An 18,770-nucleotide genomic window follows, 5' to 3' on the forward strand; every position below is an offset into this window, starting at 1 on the left:
AAAAGCAAAAAAAAACCGCCCCGTAAGGAGCGGTTTTTACGTTGGTGAACAACAAAGAGATTAGTCTTTGCTGTTACCAAAACCGGCGTTAAGCAATTCAGCCAGGTTAGCCGTTGCTTCATCCGCGCTAACTTGCGGTACAACGGGAACTTCACCCAGAGCTTTACGGCGTGCACGATCCTGATGATAAGCGTAACCGGTACCGGCTGGGATCAGACGGCCCACGATTACGTTTTCTTTCAGGCCACGCAGTTCATCACGTTTACCGGCAACTGCCGCTTCAGTAAGAACGCGCGTGGTTTCTTGGAACGAAGCCGCAGAGATGAAGGACTCGGTCGCCAAGGATGCCTTAGTGATACCCAGCAGGTCACGCGTGAACGTAGCCTCGATTTTGCCTTCGGCTGCCAGCTTACGGTTAGCGATTTTAACGCGAGACATTTCTGCCTGCTCGCCTTCCAGGAAGTCAGTGCTACCTGAATCAACGATGGTGCCTTTACGCAACATCTGACGAACGATAACTTCGATGTGTTTATCGTTAATCTTAACGCCTTGCAGACGGTAAACTTCCTGCACTTCGTTGGTGATGTAACGGGTAACTGCGTGAACGCCACGCAGACGCAGAATGTCATGTGGAGATTCTGGGCCGTCGGAGACCACGTCACCGCGTTCTACAATTTCACCTTCGAACACGTTGAGCTGACGCCATTTCGGAATCATCTCTTCGTATGCATCGCTACCATCCAACGGTGAGATAACCAGACGACGTTTGCCTTTGGTCTCTTTACCGAACGAGATGATCCCGCTGATTTCAGCCAGGATTGCAGGCTCTTTCGGACGACGTGCTTCGAACAAGTCAGCAACACGTGGCAGACCACCGGTAATATCCTTGGTACCGCTTGATTCCTGAGGAATACGCGCCAGGGTATCACCCGCACCGATCTGAATGCCGTCTTCCAGCTGTACAATCGTTTTACCTGGCAGGAAGTATTGAGCAGGCATATCAGTACCTGGGATCAATACATCGTCGCCTTTGGCGTCAACGATTTTCAGTGCCGGACGCAGGTCTTTACCGCTACCGGTACGCTCTGCACTATCCAGTACTACCAGAGAAGACAAACCAGTCAGTTCGTCGGTCTGGCGGGTAATGGTCTGGCCGTCAACCATGTCCGCGAAGCGAATGAAACCGCTCACTTCGGTCACAACTGGCATGATGTGCGGATCCCAGTTAGCAACGGTTTCGCCGCCCTGGACTTCTGCGCCATCGCCTTTAGCCATTACAGCACCGTAAGGCACTTTGTAGCTTTCTTTAGTACGGCCGAATTCGTCGATCAGCTTCAGCTCGGTATTACGAGAAGTAATAACCAGCTTGCCCGCTGCATTGGTAACGAACTTGACGTTGCTCAGTTTCAAGCTGCCTTTGTTCTTAACCTGAATGCTGGACTCTGCTGCCGCACGAGATGCCGCACCACCGATGTGGAACGTACGCATCGTAAGCTGGGTACCCGGCTCACCGATTGACTGCGCTGCAATAACACCAACTGCTTCACCTTTGTTGATGATGTGACCACGTGCCAGGTCGCGACCATAGCAGTTTGCACACACACCAAAGTCAGTTTCACAGCTTACTACTGAACGAACTTTAACGCTGTCGACGGAGTTTTCTTCTAACAGATCACACCATTTTTCGTCCAATAGGGTGTTACGCGGAACCAGAATATCAGCCGTACCCGGCTTGATAACTTCTTCTGCGGTCACACGACCCAGAACGCGATCGCGCAGTGGCTCTTTAACATCACCACCTTCGATAACCGGGGTCATCACGATACCGTTATGGGTACCACAATCGTCTTCGGTTACCACCAGATCCTGTGCCACGTCAACCAAACGACGGGTCAGGTAACCGGAGTTCGCAGTTTTCAATGCGGTATCCGCCAAACCTTTACGCGCACCGTGGGTTGAGATGAAGTACTGAAGTACGTTCAAACCTTCACGGAAGTTCGCAGTGATTGGCGTTTCAATGATCGAACCATCTGGCTTGGCCATCAGACCACGCATCCCTGCCAGCTGACGAATCTGTGCAGCAGAACCACGCGCACCGGAGTCGGCCATCATAAAGATGCTGTTGAATGACACTTGCTGTTCGACAACGCCGTCACGGTTGACAACATCTTCTACAGACAAGTTATCCATCATCGCCTTGGCAACACGTTCGTTAGCCGCGGCCCAGATATCGATCACTTTGTTATAACGTTCGCCTGCGGTTACCAGACCAGATTGGAACTGCTCCTGGATCTCGGCAACTTCAGTTTCAGCTTCTTCGATGATCCCTGCTTTCGCTTCTGGGATAACCATGTCATCGATACCTACAGAGGCGCCTGAGCGTGCTGCGTAAGCAAAACCGGTGTACATGATCTGGTCAGCAAAGATAACCGTTGGCTTCAAGCCCAGGATGCGGTAACAGGTGTTCAGCATCTTGGAGATAGCTTTCTTGCCCAGCGGCTGGTTCACGATAGAGTAAGGCAGGCCTTTCGGGACGATCATCCACAAAATAGCACGGCCAACTGTCGTATCGATGATGCTGGTACGCGTAATGCTTTCGCCTTCGACATTACGAATTTCTTCAGTAATACGCACTTTTACGCGAGCATGTAGCGATGCCAGGCCACCACGATAAATACGTTCAGCTTCTTTCGGGCCAGTCAGAACCATGCCTTCGCCTTTGGCGTTAACACAGTCGCGGGTCATGTAATACAGACCCAATACAACGTCCTGAGAAGGAACGATGATTGGCTCGCCGTTCGCTGGTGACAGGATGTTGTTGGTAGACATCATCAACGCACGCGCTTCTAACTGAGCTTCCAGTGTTAGCGGTACGTGAACAGCCATTTGGTCACCATCGAAGTCGGCGTTATATGCCGCACAAACCAATGGGTGCAACTGGATTGCCTTACCTTCGATCAGAACCGGTTCAAACGCCTGGATACCCAAACGGTGAAGGGTTGGTGCACGGTTCAGCAGCACTGGGTGTTCGCGGATAACTTCATCCAAGATATCCCAAACCACAGCTTCTTCACGCTCAACCATCTTCTTGGCGGCTTTAATGGTGGTAGCAAGACCACGCAATTCCAGCTTGCCGTAGATGAACGGTTTGAACAGCTCAAGAGCCATTTTCTTAGGCAGACCGCACTGATGCAGACGCAGGTATGGACCAACGGTGATAACCGAACGACCTGAGTAGTCAACACGTTTACCCAGCAAGTTCTGACGGAAACGACCTTGCTTACCTTTGATCATGTCAGCCAGTGACTTCAACGGACGCTTGTTAGAGCCGGTAATCGCACGACCGCGACGGCCGTTATCCAGCAATGCATCTACTGCTTCTTGCAGCATACGCTTTTCGTTACGTACGATGATGTCAGGAGCCGCCAAGTCCAGCAGGCGCTTCAGACGGTTGTTACGGTTGATCACGCGACGATACAAATCGTTCAGATCAGAAGTCGCAAAACGACCACCATCCAACGGAACCAATGGACGCAAATCTGGCGGCAACACAGGCAGCACGGTCAGGATCATCCACTCTGGCTTATTGCCAGACTGTACGAACGCTTCCAGCAGCTTGATACGCTTAGTCAGCTTCTTACGCTTGGTTTCAGAATTTGTTTCGTTCAATTCTTCACGCAGGATCTCGCACTCAGCTTCCAGATCCATGTTTTTCAACAGGGCCTGAATCGCCTCGGCGCCCATTTTCGCGTCGAACTCATCACCAAACTCTTCCAACGCGTCCAGATACTGCTCTTCAGTCAGGATCTGACGACGTTCCAGGTTGGTCATACCGCCTTCAACAACCACATAGGATTCGAAGTACAGTACACGTTCGATGTCACGTAATGGCATATCCAGCAGTAAACCGATGCGGGATGGCAGCGATTTCAGGAACCAGATGTGCGCAGTTGGAGAAGCCAGTTCGATGTGACCCATACGCTCACGGCGTACTTTGGTTTGAGTCACTTCAACGCCGCATTTCTCACAAATAACACCGCGATGTTTCAAACGCTTGTACTTACCGCACAGGCATTCGTAATCTTTTACTGGGCCAAAGATACGGGCGCAGAAAAGGCCGTCACGTTCTGGTTTGAACGTACGGTAGTTAATGGTTTCCGGCTTTTTAACTTCACCGAACGACCAGGAACGGATCATGTCTGGCGATGCCAGAGCAATTTTGATCGCATCAAACTCTTCGGTCTTAGTTTGCGCTTTCAGAAACTTTAATAAGTCTTTCACGGATTGGCTCCTGTCGGAGTTAGACCTGATAGGCGCTCAAAACGAAATTTGAGCGCCCCTGTGACCAGTGCGAACCACCAGCAGACTCCCGGCTGTAAGAGTCTGCCGTCTGGCGAAGAGTTACTCTTCTTCCAGCTCGATATTGATGCCCAGCGAGCGGATTTCTTTCAACAATACGTTGAAGGACTCCGGCATGCCTGGTTCCATACGGTGATCGCCATCCACGATGTTTTTGTACATCTTGGTACGGCCGTTTACATCGTCGGACTTGACGGTAAGCATTTCCTGCAATGTGTACGCGGCGCCATAAGCTTCCAACGCCCACACTTCCATCTCACCGAAGCGCTGACCACCGAACTGAGCCTTACCACCCAGCGGCTGCTGAGTAACCAGGCTGTAAGAACCGGTAGAACGCGCATGCATCTTGTCATCAACCAAGTGGTTCAGTTTCAGCATGTACATGTAGCCGACAGTAACCTGACGTTCAAATTGCTCGCCGGTACGGCCGTCAAACAGAGTAATCTGACCAGAAGTTGGCAGACCACCTAGCTGTAACAGTTCCTTGATCTCTTTCTCTGTCGCGCCGTCGAAGACTGGTGTTGCAATTGGCATACCTTTTTTCAGGTTCTCAGCCAGACGCAATACTTCGTCATCGGTGAAGGTGCTCAGATCAACTTTCTGACAAACGTTGTCGCCCAGATCGTAGGCTTTCTGGATGAACTCACGCAGTTTGGCAACTTCTTCCTGCTTCTTCAGCATGGCGTTGATTTTCTCGCCAATGCCTTTCGCTGCCATCCCTAAGTGGGTTTCCAAAATCTGACCGATGTTCATACGCGATGGTACGCCCAGCGGGTTCAGAACGATGTCTACCGGCGTACCGTTTTCATCGTAAGGCATATCTTCGATCGGGTTAATTTTGGAGATAACACCTTTGTTACCGTGACGACCGGCCATCTTGTCACCCGGTTGAATCTGACGTTTAACCGCCAAATACACCTTGACGATCTTCAGCACGCCTGGTGCCAAATCATCACCTTGGGTGATCTTACGACGCTTGGCATCCATCTTCTTCTCGAATTCGGATTTCATTTCGTCGTACTGCTCTGCCAACTGTTCCAGTTGGTTTTGCTTGTCTTCGTCGGTCAGGCCCAGTTCGAGCCAACGATCACGTGGTAACTTACTCAGCTTGTCAGCTTCGATGCCACCAGAAACCAGTACTGCATGGATACGTGCAAACAGGCCCGCTTCCAGGATCTGCAACTCTTCAGTCAGGTCTTTCTTAGCCTGCTTCAGTTGCATCTCTTCGATTTCTAACGCACGTTTATCTTTTTCTACACCGTCGCGAGTAAAGACTTGTACGTCAATAACCGTACCGGAAACACCGTTTGGTACACGCAGAGAAGAGTCTTTAACATCAGACGCTTTCTCACCGAAGATCGCACGTAACAGCTTCTCTTCTGGCGTCAGTTGGGTTTCACCTTTAGGTGTTACCTTACCCACCAGAATGTCGCCGCCAGTCACTTCAGCACCGATATACACGATACCGGACTCATCCAGTTTGGACAGTGCAGCTTCACCCACGTTCGGGATATCAGCCGTTATCTCTTCTGGCCCCAGCTTGGTGTCACGGGACACACATGCCAGTTCTTGAATGTGGATGGTGGTGAAGCGATCTTCTTGTACCACGCGCTCGGAGACCAAGATGGAGTCTTCGAAGTTGTAACCGTTCCAAGGCATGAACGCTACGCGCATGTTCTGACCCAATGCCAGTTCGCCCAGATCTGTTGATGGGCCATCTGCCAGCACGTCGCCGCGCTCGATTGGCTCACCCAGATTCACACACGGCATCTGGTTGATACAGGTGTTCTGGTTTGAACGGGTGTATTTGGTCAGGTTATAAATATCAATGCCTGCTTCGCCCGGATACATTTCGTCTTCGTTAACTTTAATAACGATACGGGATGCATCTACGTATTGAACCGTACCGCCACGTTTGGCTACAGAGGTTACCCCTGAGTCAACCGCTACTGCACGTTCCATACCAGTACCCACCAGCGGCTTATCAGCACGCAGAGTAGGAACCGCCTGACGTTGCATGTTCGCACCCATCAATGCACGGTTGGCGTCATCGTGTTCCAGGAATGGAATCAGAGAAGCACCAACGGATACGATCTGTTGAGTGGAAACGTCCATATAGTCAACCTGGTCGCGGCTAAACAGGCTTGATTCGCCTTTGCTACGACAAGTGACCAAGTCTTCCAGGAAGCGGCCTTCATCATCTAGGTTGGAGTTCGCCTGAGCGATAACGAAATTGCCTTCTTCAATAGCAGACAGGTAGTTAATTTCATCGGTCACCACACCATCGCGTACGCGACGATAAGGTGTTTCCAGGAAACCATACTCGTTGGTCTGTGCGTAGACAGACAAGGAGTTGATCAGACCGATGTTTGGACCTTCTGGCGTTTCGATTGGACATACGCGACCGTAGTGAGTCGGGTGTACGTCTCGAACTTCAAAGCCAGCACGTTCACGGGTCAAACCGCCCGGGCCCAATGCAGAGATACGGCGTTTATGCGTAATCTCAGACAACGGGTTGTTCTGGTCCATAAATTGTGACAACTGGCTGGAACCGAAGAACTCTTTCACCGCCGCCGAAATCGGCTTGGCGTTGATCATGTCCTGAGGCATCAGAGTGTCGAGGTCACCCAGAGACAAACGCTCTTTAACTGCACGCTCAACACGAACCAGACCTACACGGAACTGGTTTTCAGCCATTTCACCAACGGAACGAATACGACGGTTGCCCAAGTGGTCGATATCATCCACTTCGCCGCGACCATTACGGATATCGATGAGCTTTTTCATCACTTCGGTGATGTCTTCTTTGCTCAGGATACCGGAACCTTCGATTTCGTCACGCAGCAGGGAACGGTTGAACTTCATCCGGCCAACCGCTGACAAATCATAGCGGTCTTCAGAGAAGAACAGGTTCTCAAACAGATTTTCAGCAGCTTCACGTGTTGGTGGCTCACCAGGACGCATCATGCGGTAGATCTCAACCAAGGCGCTCAAACGATCGCTGGTTGGGTCAACACGCAGGGTCTCGGAGATATAAGCACCGTGATCCAGGTCGTTGGTGAACAATGTTTCGATATGCTTGTGGCCAGACTGGCTCAGTTTAGCCAGTAAATCCAGTGACAGCTCCATGTTGGCTGCACAGATAAGCTCACCGGTGTTCGTATCGATATAGTCTTTTGCAACCACTTTACCGGCAATGTATTCAACCGGAACTTCGATGCGATCAATGCCGTCTTTTTCAAGCTGGCGAATATGACGCGCAGTAATACGACGCGCTTTCTCGACGTAAACTTTGCCATTCGCTTCAATATCAAAGGATGCCGTTTCACCGCGCAGGCGCTCTGGAACTAATTCCATCTGCAGCTTGTTGTCACGAATCTCAAAGACCACTTTCTCGAAGAACAGATCCAAGATCTGTGCAGTGGTGAAACTCAATGCGCGCAGAATGATGGTTGCAGGCAATTTACGACGACGGTCAATACGGACAAACAGGTTGTCTTTCGGGTCAAACTCGAAATCTAACCATGAACCGCGGTAAGGGATGATACGTGCGTTGTACAGCACTTTACCCGATGAATGGGTTTTACCCTTATCACTGTCAAAGAATACGCCAGGGCTACGGTGTAGCTGAGATACGATAACCCTCTCAGTACCGTTAATGACAAAGGTACCGTTTTCGGTCATGAGTGGAATTTCACCCATGTAGACTTCTTGTTCTTTGATGTCTTTGACCGTACCTTCAGGAGCTTCGCGCTCATAGATTACCAGACGCAGCTTAACGCGTAGCGGTGCGGAATAGGTCACACCACGGATCTGGCACTCTTTAACATCAAATACAGGTTCACCAAGACGGTAGCTAACGTATTGCAGCTCCGAATTGCCACTGTAGCTCTGAATTGGAAAAACAGAACGGAATGCTGCTTCCAGACCGTGCTGCCCTTCGGGATCTTGCTCGATGAATTTCTGGAACGAGTCAAGTTGGATAGAAAGGAGATAAGGTATGTCCAGAACTTGTGGACGTTTACCAAAATCCTTACGAATACGTTTTTTCTCGGTATAGGAGTAAACCATAGGGTTCCTCAGCTCGCTGAAAAGTCGACCCACTCTGTCTGCCCCGAACATAGGACAGTTCATGCAACACTATTATTTAGAATGAGAAGTTGAAACACTTCTCGAAATACTCTTTTCTATCACTCTTAAACCATTTCATCGCGTTACTTTGACTACCGAGCTACCCGAGTGGGTCGTAGCTGAGAACGCAGTATATTAAGTCGTAAATAGAAAGGAATATTGGGGGGTTAGTCAGCCGCTAAACAGTGTGAAATGCGACTAACGCCCTACAGCGCAAAAAGGCTGATGACTAAAAAGTCACCAGCCATCAGCCTATAAGTTAGGCTGCGAACTCAAAGCTAAACTTACTTGATCTCAACAGAAGCACCAGCTTCTTCCAGAGATTTTTTCAGAGACTCAGCTTCGTCTTTGTTCACGCCTTCTTTCAGAACTGCAGGTGCAGACTCAACCAGATCTTTAGCTTCTTTCAAGCCCAGGCCAGTTGCGCCGCGAACAGCTTTGATTACTGCAACTTTGTTGTCGCCGAATGAAGCCAGAACAACGTTGAATTCAGTTTGTTCTTCTACAGCTTCAGCAGCAGCAGCAGGACCTGCAGCAACAGCAGCAGCTGAAACGCCGAATTTCTCTTCCATAGCAGAGATCAGTTCAACGATTTCCATTACAGACAGAGCTGCAACGCCTTCCAGAATTTGGTCTTTAGTGATAGTTGACATAACAAGTGTTCCTAAAATACAGAAATAGTTTATACGTTAAAAAGCAGTGACTGACAAAAGTGAGGGCGATTAAGCCGCTTCAGCTTCTTTCTGATCACGCAGCGCAGCCAGAGTACGAACCAATTTGCCAGCAGCGGCTTCTTTCATGGTTCCCATCAGACGTGCGATTGCTTCTTCGTAGGTTGGCAGAGTTGCCAGGCGGTCGATCTGAGCCGCAGGGATTAACTCGCCTTCAAAGGCTGCTGCTTTAACCTCAAATTTTGCATTATCTTTAGCAAATGCTTTGAACAGACGAGCAGCTGCGCCCGGGTGTTCAGAAGAGAATGCGATCAAGGTTGGACCAACAAACGTGTCTTTCAGGCATTCGAATTGAGTGCCTTCAACAATGCGGCACAGCAAGGTGTTACGAACAACTTGCATGTGAACGCCAGCTTCACGACCTGCTTTACGCAGTTCAGTCATTTTGTCAACGGTAACGCCACGAGAATCCGCAACAACCGCAGACAGCGCACCTTTGGCTACTTCTTTAACTTCAGCAACAATCGCTTGTTTGCCTTGAAGATTTAGTGCCATTAGTTCTTGCTCCTGGATTAACCGGAGAGTAATTCCCCGGAACTCACGTCACCCAATCCACTACAAAATGCAATGAACGGGCGTTGAAACACGGTGAGCAGAATTCAGCAAGGACAATTCTTTATAGGAAAGAAAAAAATGCTTTAGGTTCTGTCACCGTCTACGCAGGAAATTAAGTGTCTTACGACACACCTGCGGTCTTGGACGGAGGCTTGGATAAGGCCAAGCTCCAACCGAAAATTCTGGTGTTCTGCTGATAAGTAACCCCATCAACAGAAGCATGGGCGTAAGATTCTAGACAAACCTTACGCCCACGTAAAGCGATAAAATCAATTCGTGATTAGATCACTACTGCTGACAGACCGCTTTGATCGATTGCAACGCCAGCACCCATGGTGGTGGAGAGGCTGATTTTCTTGATATAAACGCCTTTCGCTGTAGCAGGTTTAGCACGCTTCAGCGCAACAACCAGAGATTCTAAGTTTTCTCTCAACTTATCTGAGTCGAAATCAACTTTACCAATGGTAGTGTGGATAATACCGTTTTTGTCGTTGCGATAACGAACCTGACCTGCTTTAGCATTCTTAACTGCTTCAGCAACGTTAGGAGTAACAGTACCCACTTTAGGGTTAGGCATCAGGCCACGTGGACCCAAGATTTGGCCCAATTGACCTACAACGCGCATTGCATCTGGGGAAGCAATAACAACGTCGAAGTTCATTTCGCCTTTCTTGATCATATCAGCCAGATCTTCCATACCTACCAATTCAGCGCCTGCTTCTTTCGCAGCTTCAGCGTTTGCACCCTGAGCGAAAACAGCAACGCGTACTGAACGGCCAGTACCATGTGGCAACACAGTTGCACCACGAACGTTCTGGTCAGATTTACGTGCGTCGATACCGAGGTTAACGGCAACGTCTACACTTTCTACGAATTTAGCAGTAGCCAGCTCTTTCAGCAGGGCAACAGCTTCGTTGATATCGTATTGCTTAGTCACATCAACTTTGTCACGGATCACGCGCATGCGCTTGGTCAGCTTAGCCATTTATTAACCCTCCACTACCAGGCCCATGGAACGAGCAGTACCTTCGATTGAACGCATCATGTCGTCAATTGAAGCACCAGTCATATCCGCAGCTTTGGTTTCTGCGATTTCACGGACCTGAGCACCGGTCACAGTCCCTACTTTGTCTTTGTTCGGCTTGCCAGAACCAGACTTAATACCTGCCGCTTTTTTCAGCAGAACTGCTGCTGGCGGGGTTTTAGTAACGAAAGTGAAAGAGCGATCAGAATAAACAGTAATAACAACAGGGATCGGCAGGCCTTTTTCAATGCTTTCAGTCTTAGCATTGAACGCTTTACAGAATTCCATGATGTTAACACCCTGCTGACCCAAAGCTGGACCAACTGGTGGACTTGGGTTCGCCATACCAGCTGCTACTTGCAGCTTGACATAGGCTTGTACTTTCTTAGCCATTTACGATTTCCTCGATTTGGGTAGTATCGCCTCGCGTTCGAGGCTCCCCGTGTTTTGTCTCGCTATTATTTACGATGAAATAAGTTGCCACGGATGACAAAAAGCAAGACATCTAAAAACAAAAGGCGCGAAATTATATTTTAATTTCGCGCCTAAGACAAGACTCAAATTTCAATCACTGCTGAAAAATGAATCAGCCTTTTTCTACCTGACTGAAATCCAGCTCGACCGGTGTTGCACGGCCAAAGATAGAAACAGATACTTTCAGGCGGCTCTTCTCGTAGTCCACTTCTTCAACAACACCGTTAAAGTCGGCAAATGGACCATCGCTGACACGCACCAGTTCACCTGGTTCAAACAGTGTTTTAGGACGTGGTTTATCACCCACTTGTTGAAGACGATTCATAATCGCATCAACTTCTTTATCACTGATTGGTGCAGGGCGATCGGATGTACCACCGATAAAGCCCATTACACGTGGCACGCTACGCACTAAGTGCCAGCTGGCATCGTTCATCACCATCTGGACCAGTACATAGCCTGGGAAGAATTTGCGTTCACTTTTACGACGTTGACCACCACGAATTTCGACGACTTCTTCCGTTGGAACCATGACTTCGCCAAACAGCTCTTCCATGTCATGTAACTTGATATGCTCACGCAGCGATTGAGCTACGCGGCCTTCAAAACCGGAAAACGCCTGAACGACGTACCAACGCTTTTTTGGTGCTTCAGACATCTTAGAACCTCAGGCCAGTAATAAATGATACCAGGCGGACTAGGATACCATCTAGCCCCCATAGAATCAGTGACATTACAGCAGTTACCGCAGCAACGATTAACGTTGTATGCAGAGTTTCCTGACGGGTAGGCCAAATCACTTTACGCACTTCCGTGCGTGCTTCACGAGCAAACGCTACAGTGGCTTTACCTTTTGCCGTCATCAATGCAACAGCACCGGCAACAGCGATAATTACTACAACTGCCAACGCACGCAACGGCAGGCTGTAATCACGGAAATAATAGTTACCAACAATAGCTGTAACTAATAATACAGCAACGATTAGCCATTTAGCCGTTTCCAGGCCGCGTCCGCTCCCTGGAGCCTCGGTATTCGCACTCATAAACCAACCTGTCACTATGATTCAGAACAACAACTTTGCTTCGCATCGCAAAGCAAACCAAGCCGAAGGATGCTCTAGAGACTCTCTAATCGGCACCACTCGGCACTATTCGCCGTATTTCCAGAGCCCATCTCACCAGTAATTATGATGAAAAAACCACTGATGAGATAGGTTCTAGCATGACAACGTAGAAAAAGGGCATCAAATGATGCCCTTTTATCGCATGTCGCGTCAAATCTTATTCAATGACTTTAGCAACAACGCCGGCACCTACCGTACGGCCGCCTTCACGAATTGCGAAACGCAGACCATCATCCATTGCGATAGGCGCAATCAGGTTAACAATCATTTGAATGTTATCACCTGGCATCACCATCTCAACGCCGTCTGGCAATTCAATAGTACCGGTTACATCCGTTGTACGGAAGTAGAACTGAGGACGGTAACCTTTGAAGAACGGAGTATGACGGCCGCCTTCGTCTTTGCTCAGAATATAAACTTCTGATTCGAATTTAGTATGTGGCTTGATAGAACCTGGCTTAGCTAATACCTGACCACGCTGTACGTCATCACGTTTAGTACCACGCAGCAGAACACCAACGTTCTCACCCGCGCGGCCTTCGTCCAGCAGTTTGCGGAACATTTCAACGCCAGTACATGTTGTTCTAATGGTATCGATAATACCAACGATTTCAACTTCTTCACCAACTTTAACAATGCCACGCTCTACACGGCCAGTGACAACTGTACCACGGCCTGAGATAGAGAATACGTCTTCGATTGGCAGCAGGAATGGTCTATCGATTGCACGCTCAGGCTGTGGGATGTAGCTATCCAGTGCCTCAGCTAATTCAATAATTTTTGCTTCCCATTCTGGCTCGCCTTCTAACGCTTTCAGCGCTGAACCACGGATAACGGGAGTATCGTCGCCAGGGAAATCGTATTGAGACAGAAGTTCGCGGACTTCCATTTCTACCAATTCCAGCAATTCTTCATCGTCAACCATGTCACACTTGTTCAGGAAGACCAGGATATAAGGAACACCAACCTGACGACCTAACAAGATGTGCTCGCGAGTCTGTGGCATCGGGCCATCAGTTGCAGCAACAACCAAAATCGCGCCGTCCATCTGAGCAGCACCGGTTATCATGTTTTTAACGTAGTCGGCATGCCCTGGGCAGTCAACGTGCGCATAGTGGCGCGACGGGGTGTCATATTCAACATGTGACGTGTTGATGGTGATACCACGCGCTTTCTCTTCCGGAGCGTTGTCGATCTGGTCGAATGCACGAGCACTACCGCCGTAGGTTTTAGCCAGTACGGTGGTGATTGCAGCAGTTAGGGTAGTTTTACCATGGTCAACGTGGCCAATAGTACCCACATTAACGTGCGGTTTTGTACGTTCAAACTTTTCTTTAGACATCGATTGTCCCTCTAAGACACGGAATCGGTGGTTTCACCACATCAACCAAGCGCATGCTTGCTGAATCCATAACACAGAAAGAAAATCAGGGGACGAGAGAATGAGAAATGGTGCTGATAGGCAGATTCGAACTGCCGACCTCACCCTTACCAAGGGTGCGCTCTACCAACTGAGCTATATCAGCACATCTTGGAGCGGGCAGTGGGAATCGAACCCACATCATCAGCTTGGAAGGCTGAGGTAATAGCCATTATACGATGCCCGCATCTTAGAACTCGGCTACCTGACTTAATCTGCAGAAATTTGAAAGGAAGGGCTTGGCCACTTCACTCTTCATCGAGAGCGGTGCTCTCGCCTTGAGTGTGTATTAGGAGTTCGATCTTCTGAATCACCCTGAGACTCAAGGTTAAATATGGTGGTGGGGGAAGGATTATTCGTCACTTCGCTCCTCACCCTTCGGGCCGCCGCTGCGCGTCGTTGACTCGCTACGCTCGGCTCGAACCTTCGTCGAAGGTTTTCACCTTCCCCTTAAGTAACTCATTTAGATTCATGACACTGAATCGGCTTGAGACTCAAGAGTAAATATGGTGGTGGGGGAAGGATTCGAACCTTCGAAGTCGATGACGGCAGATTTACAGTCTGCTCCCTTTGGCCGCTCGGGAACCCCACCTAAATTTTAGTACTTGAATGGTGCCGGCACCAAGAGTCGAACTCGGGACCTACTGATTACAAGTCAGTTGCTCTACCAACTGAGCTATGCCGGCATCAAGTGCAGCGCATTCTAGGTAGAGCGAGCTTATGATGCAACAAAAAAATTGCATAAGTCGACCTTTCGCTCACAAAACAGCCACTTTTTAAAAGCCAGATGTATTATTAACCATAGTTAGCTCATTTCACATCCAGCACACCCGCTTTTGTAATCAACGCCATGAATGAAAAATTCCCCCTTAAATGAGTTCACCTCTCATTGTGCCACCAATTTTAGTACCACTGACTGAGTATAAATTTAGTTTTGCGCCTCAAAAAAGGGAGAGTGCCCCAATTGAGTGCATCTCGTCTAAAAAAATATTGCTCCAATGAGGGTAATCACACTACTCATATTTGGCTTGTTTATTGCTTAAACATAGACATAAGCATAGACCAGCAGCGGTTGAGGAGTTTTATCATGAAGATAGTTTTACTTAATGCGGCAACATTGCCTATATATCGCAGTGAGCTGGCAAGTTTACTGATTGATGCCGTAGCTCATGGGGCATCTGTAGGCTATGACTCCCGCTCTCTGTCGCAGAAAGAAGCTGAGAGCTATTACGATGGTCTGCGCCCGGCCATCGCCAAAGGAGCATTACTATTATGGATAGCACGCGATGAGATGGGGATTACTGGAACTATCCAATTAGACCTTTGCCAAAAGCCAAATGGTTTAAATCGAGCCGAAGTGCAGAAATTATTGGTGCATAGCCGTAGCCGTCGTACTGGTATTGGGCACAAATTGATTCTCGCGATGGAGAGTACCGCGGTTCAACTACGCCGTGGATTGCTATATCTCGATACTCAAGCAGGTTCTCCTGCTGAATCTTTTTACCGTGCACAAGGTTATCGTTGCATGGGAGAAATTCCGGATTATGCCTGCACACCCGATGGCAGCTATCATCCGACCGCAATCTATTTCAAACGTTTATTTTCAGTAAATCAATCACATACTGCCATAGCCAGTTGATGACCGTGATTGTTATCTATAAAAAGGGTAGAACCTACCATCTGTGTTCTTAATTGATTGGAATAGCAACGTACATCAAATAAATCACTCACTAAGCACAAAAATGTCTACGCCAAAAAGCAAGCTGCCTATAATATGCAGCTTGTTTCTTATCTGGAGTTGGCGTCCAGCGCCTTTCCCAACCTGCGTTAACAGGCAGAATTTGGCTTATGACAAAAAGAGATCAATCTTTAGCGACGCCTTATCTACAGTTCGATCGTACTCAGTGGGCAGCCTTGCGCGACTCAGTACCATTGACACTAACAGAAGAAGAAATCGTTAAACTCAAAGGGATTAACGAAGACCTTTCATTAGATGAAGTGGCACAGATATACCTGCCACTTTCGCGCCTGCTTAACTTTTATATTAGTTCTAATTTGCGGCGACAGGCGGTTCTGGAACAATTCCTTGGAACTGATGGCCAGCGTATTCCCTATGTCATTGGCATTGCAGGCAGTGTTGCTGTCGGTAAAAGCACCACCGCGCGCTTACTGCAAGCGTTACTGAGCCGCTGGCCGGAACATCGCAGTGTAGAACTGATTACAACAGATGGTTTTCTTTATCCCAATAAAGTCCTGAATGAGCGTGGGCTGATGAAGAAAAAAGGATTCCCACAATCCTATGATATGCATAATCTGGTGAAGTTTGTCTCAGAAGTAAAATCAGGGACAGGTTATGTTACGGCGCCGGTTTATTCTCATTTAATATATGATGTTGTCCCTGACGGTAATAAGATCATCAAGCAACCTGACATTCTCATATTAGAGGGCTTAAATGTTCTACAAAGTGGAATGGATTACCCTCATGATCCGCACCATGTATTTGTCTCTGATTTTGTAGACTTCTCTATATATGTCGATGCCCCTGAAGATTTACTTCAAAGTTGGTATATAAACAGGTTCCTTAAGTTTAGACAGGGTGCATTTTCCAATCCTGATTCTTATTTCCATAATTATGCTAAATTGCCTGAAGCAGAGGCAATCAAGATTGCCACTCAATTATGGAAAGAGATTAACGGATTGAATTTAAAGCAAAATATACTACCAACGCGTGAGCGTGCCAGTCTGATAATGACTAAAAGTGCCAACCATGCCGTTGAGAGTGTACGTTTGAGAAAATAGCCAAAGTGGGAGGTTCTAGCCTCCCATCTATTATAAAATTAAACGCCACGTAGAGATATTTCACCGCCAATATAAGGTTTTACATTGCCATTTTGCTCCAATAATAATGCACCTTGTTGGTCAATACCTCTAGCAATACCAAATATCTCTTGATTGCCAATAATCAATTTCACAGGGCGATCAAGGTAATTGTCCATTTCTCGCCAACGAGAAATAAAAGCAGATAAGCCTTCGTTTTCAAATTTAACGACTGCAAGTCGTAATTCAGATAACAGTTCAGCCGTCAGTTTATTACGATCAATATTAACACCCGCTTCCTGTAAGTTGATCCAATCCTGACTGATGACGTTAGTCGTTGATTCACGCATTGTTAAATTAATGCCCGCACCAATTACCAACTGAGCAGCATCTCCTGTTTTCCCTGTGAGTTCTACCAATATACCTGCCAGTTTTTTATCATTTAAATACAGGTCATTTGGCCATTTTACACGAACCTGCTCAGCTCCGAGTTTACGTAGAACCTCAGCCATAACAATCCCAACCACCAGGCTTAATCCCATTGCAGCAGCAGGGCCTTGCTCCAGCCGCCAGAACATAGATAAATAGAGATTCGCACCAAAGGGAGAGATCCACTGACGTCCCCGTCTTCCTCGCCCTGCATGTTGGTATTCAGCCACACAAGCATCGCCAGACTTCAATTCAGTAATGCGGTCTAATAAATATTGATTCGTCGAGTCGACGACAGGCAAGATAGCCACCTGGCCTGCGGGGAGATAATTTAATATTGTTTGTTCATTAAGCAGTTGAATAGGTGCAGGTAAACTATAGCCCTTACCAGGGACAGTAAAGACATCTAGTCCCCACTCTCTGATAGTTTGCATATGCTTGTTAATTGCGGCACGACTCATCCCAAAGGTTTCGCCTAATTGCTCTCCTGAATGGAAAGCACCATCAGCTAATATGCCAATCAACCGTAAAGGGATTTTAATATCTTTCACGACAAACACTCCACAGCATTAACCTCACCATTACTTGCGATAAATCGCACTTCTGGTTCCAACCAGATTGCAAATCTCTTAGCAACTTGCTGACGGATATAACTGGCAAGGCCTATCACATCCTGACCTGTCGCTTCTGCTAGGTTAATCAACACTAGCGCCTGCTGCTGATGCACCGCCGCACCGCCAATCTGATATCCCTTAAGCGCACATTGATCGATAAGCCAACCAGCAGCCAGCTTAACAGACCCATCGGGTTGCAGGTAATGGGGCGCATTGGGGTAGCGCTTTACAATCTCTTCAGCTACAGCGGCATCCACAACTGGATTCTTAAAAAAACTGCCTGCATTGCCGGTCACTGCGGGATCGGGTAGCTTACTACGCCGCATGGTACAAACTGAGTTGAATATCTCTTCTGCTGTAACTGTCGATGGATCCATTCGCGTTAGATCACCATAGCCCAATGTTGGGATCCATGATTTTACCAATTTAATGCCTACGGCTACGATGGCAAATCCATGACCATAGTGATGCTTAAAAATGCTGTCGCGATAGCCAAATTGACAATCTTTAGCGGAAAGGCGTAGCACTGTACCCTTATCCATATCAAGTAAATCAACGTATTCGCATACCTTTTGCAGCTCAACACCATAAGCACCAATATTCTGAATGGGTGCAGAACCGACACAACCTGGGATTAACGCCAGATTTTCTAGGCCTGGCATGTTATTTAGTAATGAATAACAAACCAATTGATGCCAATTTTCTCCAGCCCCAACATGCAGGTGCCAGGCAATATCATCCTCAGTAGAAGTGATACCCTTAATCCGATTAAGTAATACTGTTCCTGAATAGTTTTCAATAAACAGCACGTTGCTGCCTTCGCCAAGTAAAAGCACTGGCTGATGCTTAGAAACAGACTCATGCCAAGCATTAATCAATTCTTCAGGTGAGTTAACGCTAATTACTTTGCTCGCATAAGCTGCTAATGCAAAAGTATTGAGATGTTTTAGCGGGGAATGTTGATTCGACATGACATTGGATACTCATTCTAACTAGTTCTGGCGCTAGTCTAACCGATCATAATACTCATATTGTATTTTGTTTTAACTGAAGGTAAAAAAAGCCACCTATCAAGGTAGCCTTTTATTTTAT

13 protein-coding genes, 4 tRNA genes and 1 other RNA gene are annotated in these 18,770 nt (G+C 47.8%); 2 read left to right on the forward strand and 16 right to left on the reverse strand.

The genetic code is table 11. The features are described 5' to 3' along the window. Positions 1–60: 60 nt before the first annotated feature. From rpoC to V1953_RS19770, 14 genes are all read right to left on the reverse strand, one after another. The gene (rpoC, locus tag V1953_RS19705) at positions 61–4,281 is read right to left on the reverse strand and encodes a DNA-directed RNA polymerase subunit beta' (RefSeq protein ID WP_005192331.1); all 4,221 of its coding nucleotides are present in this window, start codon (positions 4,279–4,281) and stop codon (positions 61–63) included. A 120-nt stretch (positions 4,282–4,401) separates the two neighbouring features. Next, a complete protein-coding gene (rpoB, locus tag V1953_RS19710; protein WP_004704685.1) occupies positions 4,402–8,430 on the reverse strand; it encodes a DNA-directed RNA polymerase subunit beta in 4,029 nt (1,342 codons plus the stop codon). Between the two features lie 344 nt (positions 8,431–8,774). Further along, positions 8,775–9,143, reverse strand: coding sequence for a 50S ribosomal protein L7/L12 (gene rplL / locus V1953_RS19715; protein ID WP_004876762.1), 369 nt, complete (start codon positions 9,141–9,143; stop codon positions 8,775–8,777). A gap of 69 nt (positions 9,144–9,212) precedes the next feature. Continuing rightward, a complete protein-coding gene (gene rplJ, locus V1953_RS19720) occupies positions 9,213–9,716 on the reverse strand; it encodes a 50S ribosomal protein L10 (RefSeq protein WP_083162045.1) in 504 nt (167 codons plus the stop codon). 340 nt (positions 9,717–10,056) lie between these two features. Further along, positions 10,057–10,761 (reverse strand): 50S ribosomal protein L1, encoded by a 705-nt coding sequence (gene rplA / locus V1953_RS19725; RefSeq protein ID WP_049614735.1) that lies wholly within the window; start codon positions 10,759–10,761, stop codon positions 10,057–10,059. Between the two features lie 3 nt (positions 10,762–10,764). After that, a complete protein-coding gene (rplK, locus tag V1953_RS19730; protein ID WP_004712403.1) occupies positions 10,765–11,193 on the reverse strand; it encodes a 50S ribosomal protein L11 in 429 nt (142 codons plus the stop codon). Between the two features lie 193 nt (positions 11,194–11,386). After that, a complete protein-coding gene (gene nusG / locus V1953_RS19735; protein ID WP_002210671.1) occupies positions 11,387–11,932 on the reverse strand; it encodes a transcription termination/antitermination protein NusG in 546 nt (181 codons plus the stop codon). Between the two features lies 1 nt (position 11,933). Continuing rightward, positions 11,934–12,317: a preprotein translocase subunit SecE gene (gene secE / locus V1953_RS19740; RefSeq protein WP_005192343.1), complete on the reverse strand. Its 384-nt coding sequence runs from the start codon at positions 12,315–12,317 to the stop codon at positions 11,934–11,936. Between the two features lie 238 nt (positions 12,318–12,555). Next, positions 12,556–13,740 (reverse strand): elongation factor Tu, encoded by a 1,185-nt coding sequence (gene tuf / locus V1953_RS19745; RefSeq protein WP_042568960.1) that lies wholly within the window; start codon positions 13,738–13,740, stop codon positions 12,556–12,558. Positions 13,741–13,848: 108 nt separating this feature from the next. Next, positions 13,849–13,924: transfer RNA gene (locus V1953_RS19750), tRNA-Thr, on the reverse strand. 6 nt (positions 13,925–13,930) lie between these two features. After that, positions 13,931–14,005, reverse strand: a tRNA-Gly gene (locus tag V1953_RS19755). 148 nt (positions 14,006–14,153) lie between these two features. Then, positions 14,154–14,281, reverse strand: a non-coding RNA gene (locus V1953_RS19760) — RtT sRNA. Between the two features lie 44 nt (positions 14,282–14,325). Continuing rightward, positions 14,326–14,410, reverse strand: a tRNA-Tyr gene (locus V1953_RS19765). Positions 14,411–14,428: 18 nt separating this feature from the next. Then, positions 14,429–14,504, reverse strand: a tRNA-Thr gene (locus V1953_RS19770). Positions 14,505–14,905: 401 nt separating this feature from the next. Between V1953_RS19770 and V1953_RS19775 the strand changes: the two genes are divergently transcribed. Both V1953_RS19775 and coaA read left to right on the forward strand, forming a co-directional pair. After that, on the forward strand, positions 14,906–15,457 hold the full coding sequence (locus V1953_RS19775) for a GNAT family N-acetyltransferase (RefSeq protein WP_083162043.1): 552 nt from the start codon (positions 14,906–14,908) through the stop codon (positions 15,455–15,457). A gap of 209 nt (positions 15,458–15,666) precedes the next feature. Further along, entirely contained in the window at positions 15,667–16,617 is a 951-nt protein-coding gene (coaA, locus tag V1953_RS19780; protein ID WP_083162041.1) for a type I pantothenate kinase, read from the forward strand. Positions 16,618–16,655: 38 nt separating this feature from the next. Here the strand turns inward: coaA and birA are convergent, their stop codons facing one another. Together birA and murB are read right to left on the reverse strand one after the other, a co-directional pair. Next, positions 16,656–17,615: a bifunctional biotin--[acetyl-CoA-carboxylase] ligase/biotin operon repressor BirA gene (gene birA / locus V1953_RS19785; RefSeq protein WP_083162038.1), complete on the reverse strand. Its 960-nt coding sequence runs from the start codon at positions 17,613–17,615 to the stop codon at positions 16,656–16,658. Continuing rightward, entirely contained in the window at positions 17,612–18,649 is a 1,038-nt protein-coding gene (gene murB, locus V1953_RS19790; RefSeq protein ID WP_083162036.1) for a UDP-N-acetylmuramate dehydrogenase, read from the reverse strand. Before murB ends, birA begins: the two co-directional genes overlap by 4 nt. Positions 18,650–18,770: the final 121 nt, after the last annotated feature.

Origin of the sequence: Yersinia sp. 2541 StPb PI, assembly GCF_052217145.1 — a bacterium.
GTDB lineage: Bacteria > Pseudomonadota > Gammaproteobacteria > Enterobacterales > Enterobacteriaceae > Yersinia > Yersinia enterocolitica_E.

Coding starts and splice junctions, on each gene's coding strand:
- coaA (WP_083162041.1), top strand. CDS start 15,667: ATGACAAAAAGAGATCAATCTTTAGCGACGCCTTATCTACAGTTCGAT.
- rplJ (WP_083162045.1), bottom strand. CDS start 9,716: ATGGCACTAAATCTTCAAGGCAAACAAGCGATTGTTGCTGAAGTTAAA.
- secE (WP_005192343.1), bottom strand. CDS start 12,317: ATGAGTGCGAATACCGAGGCTCCAGGGAGCGGACGCGGCCTGGAAACG.
- murB (WP_083162036.1), bottom strand. CDS start 18,649: ATGTCGAATCAACATTCCCCGCTAAAACATCTCAATACTTTTGCATTA.
- rplA (WP_049614735.1), bottom strand. CDS start 10,761: ATGGCTAAGCTGACCAAGCGCATGCGCGTGATCCGTGACAAAGTTGAT.
- tuf (WP_042568960.1), bottom strand. CDS start 13,740: ATGTCTAAAGAAAAGTTTGAACGTACAAAACCGCACGTTAATGTGGGT.
- rplL (WP_004876762.1), bottom strand. CDS start 9,143: ATGTCAACTATCACTAAAGACCAAATTCTGGAAGGCGTTGCAGCTCTG.
- V1953_RS19775 (WP_083162043.1), top strand. CDS start 14,906: ATGAAGATAGTTTTACTTAATGCGGCAACATTGCCTATATATCGCAGT.
- nusG (WP_002210671.1), bottom strand. CDS start 11,932: ATGTCTGAAGCACCAAAAAAGCGTTGGTACGTCGTTCAGGCGTTTTCC.
- rpoB (WP_004704685.1), bottom strand. CDS start 8,430: ATGGTTTACTCCTATACCGAGAAAAAACGTATTCGTAAGGATTTTGGT.
- rplK (WP_004712403.1), bottom strand. CDS start 11,193: ATGGCTAAGAAAGTACAAGCCTATGTCAAGCTGCAAGTAGCAGCTGGT.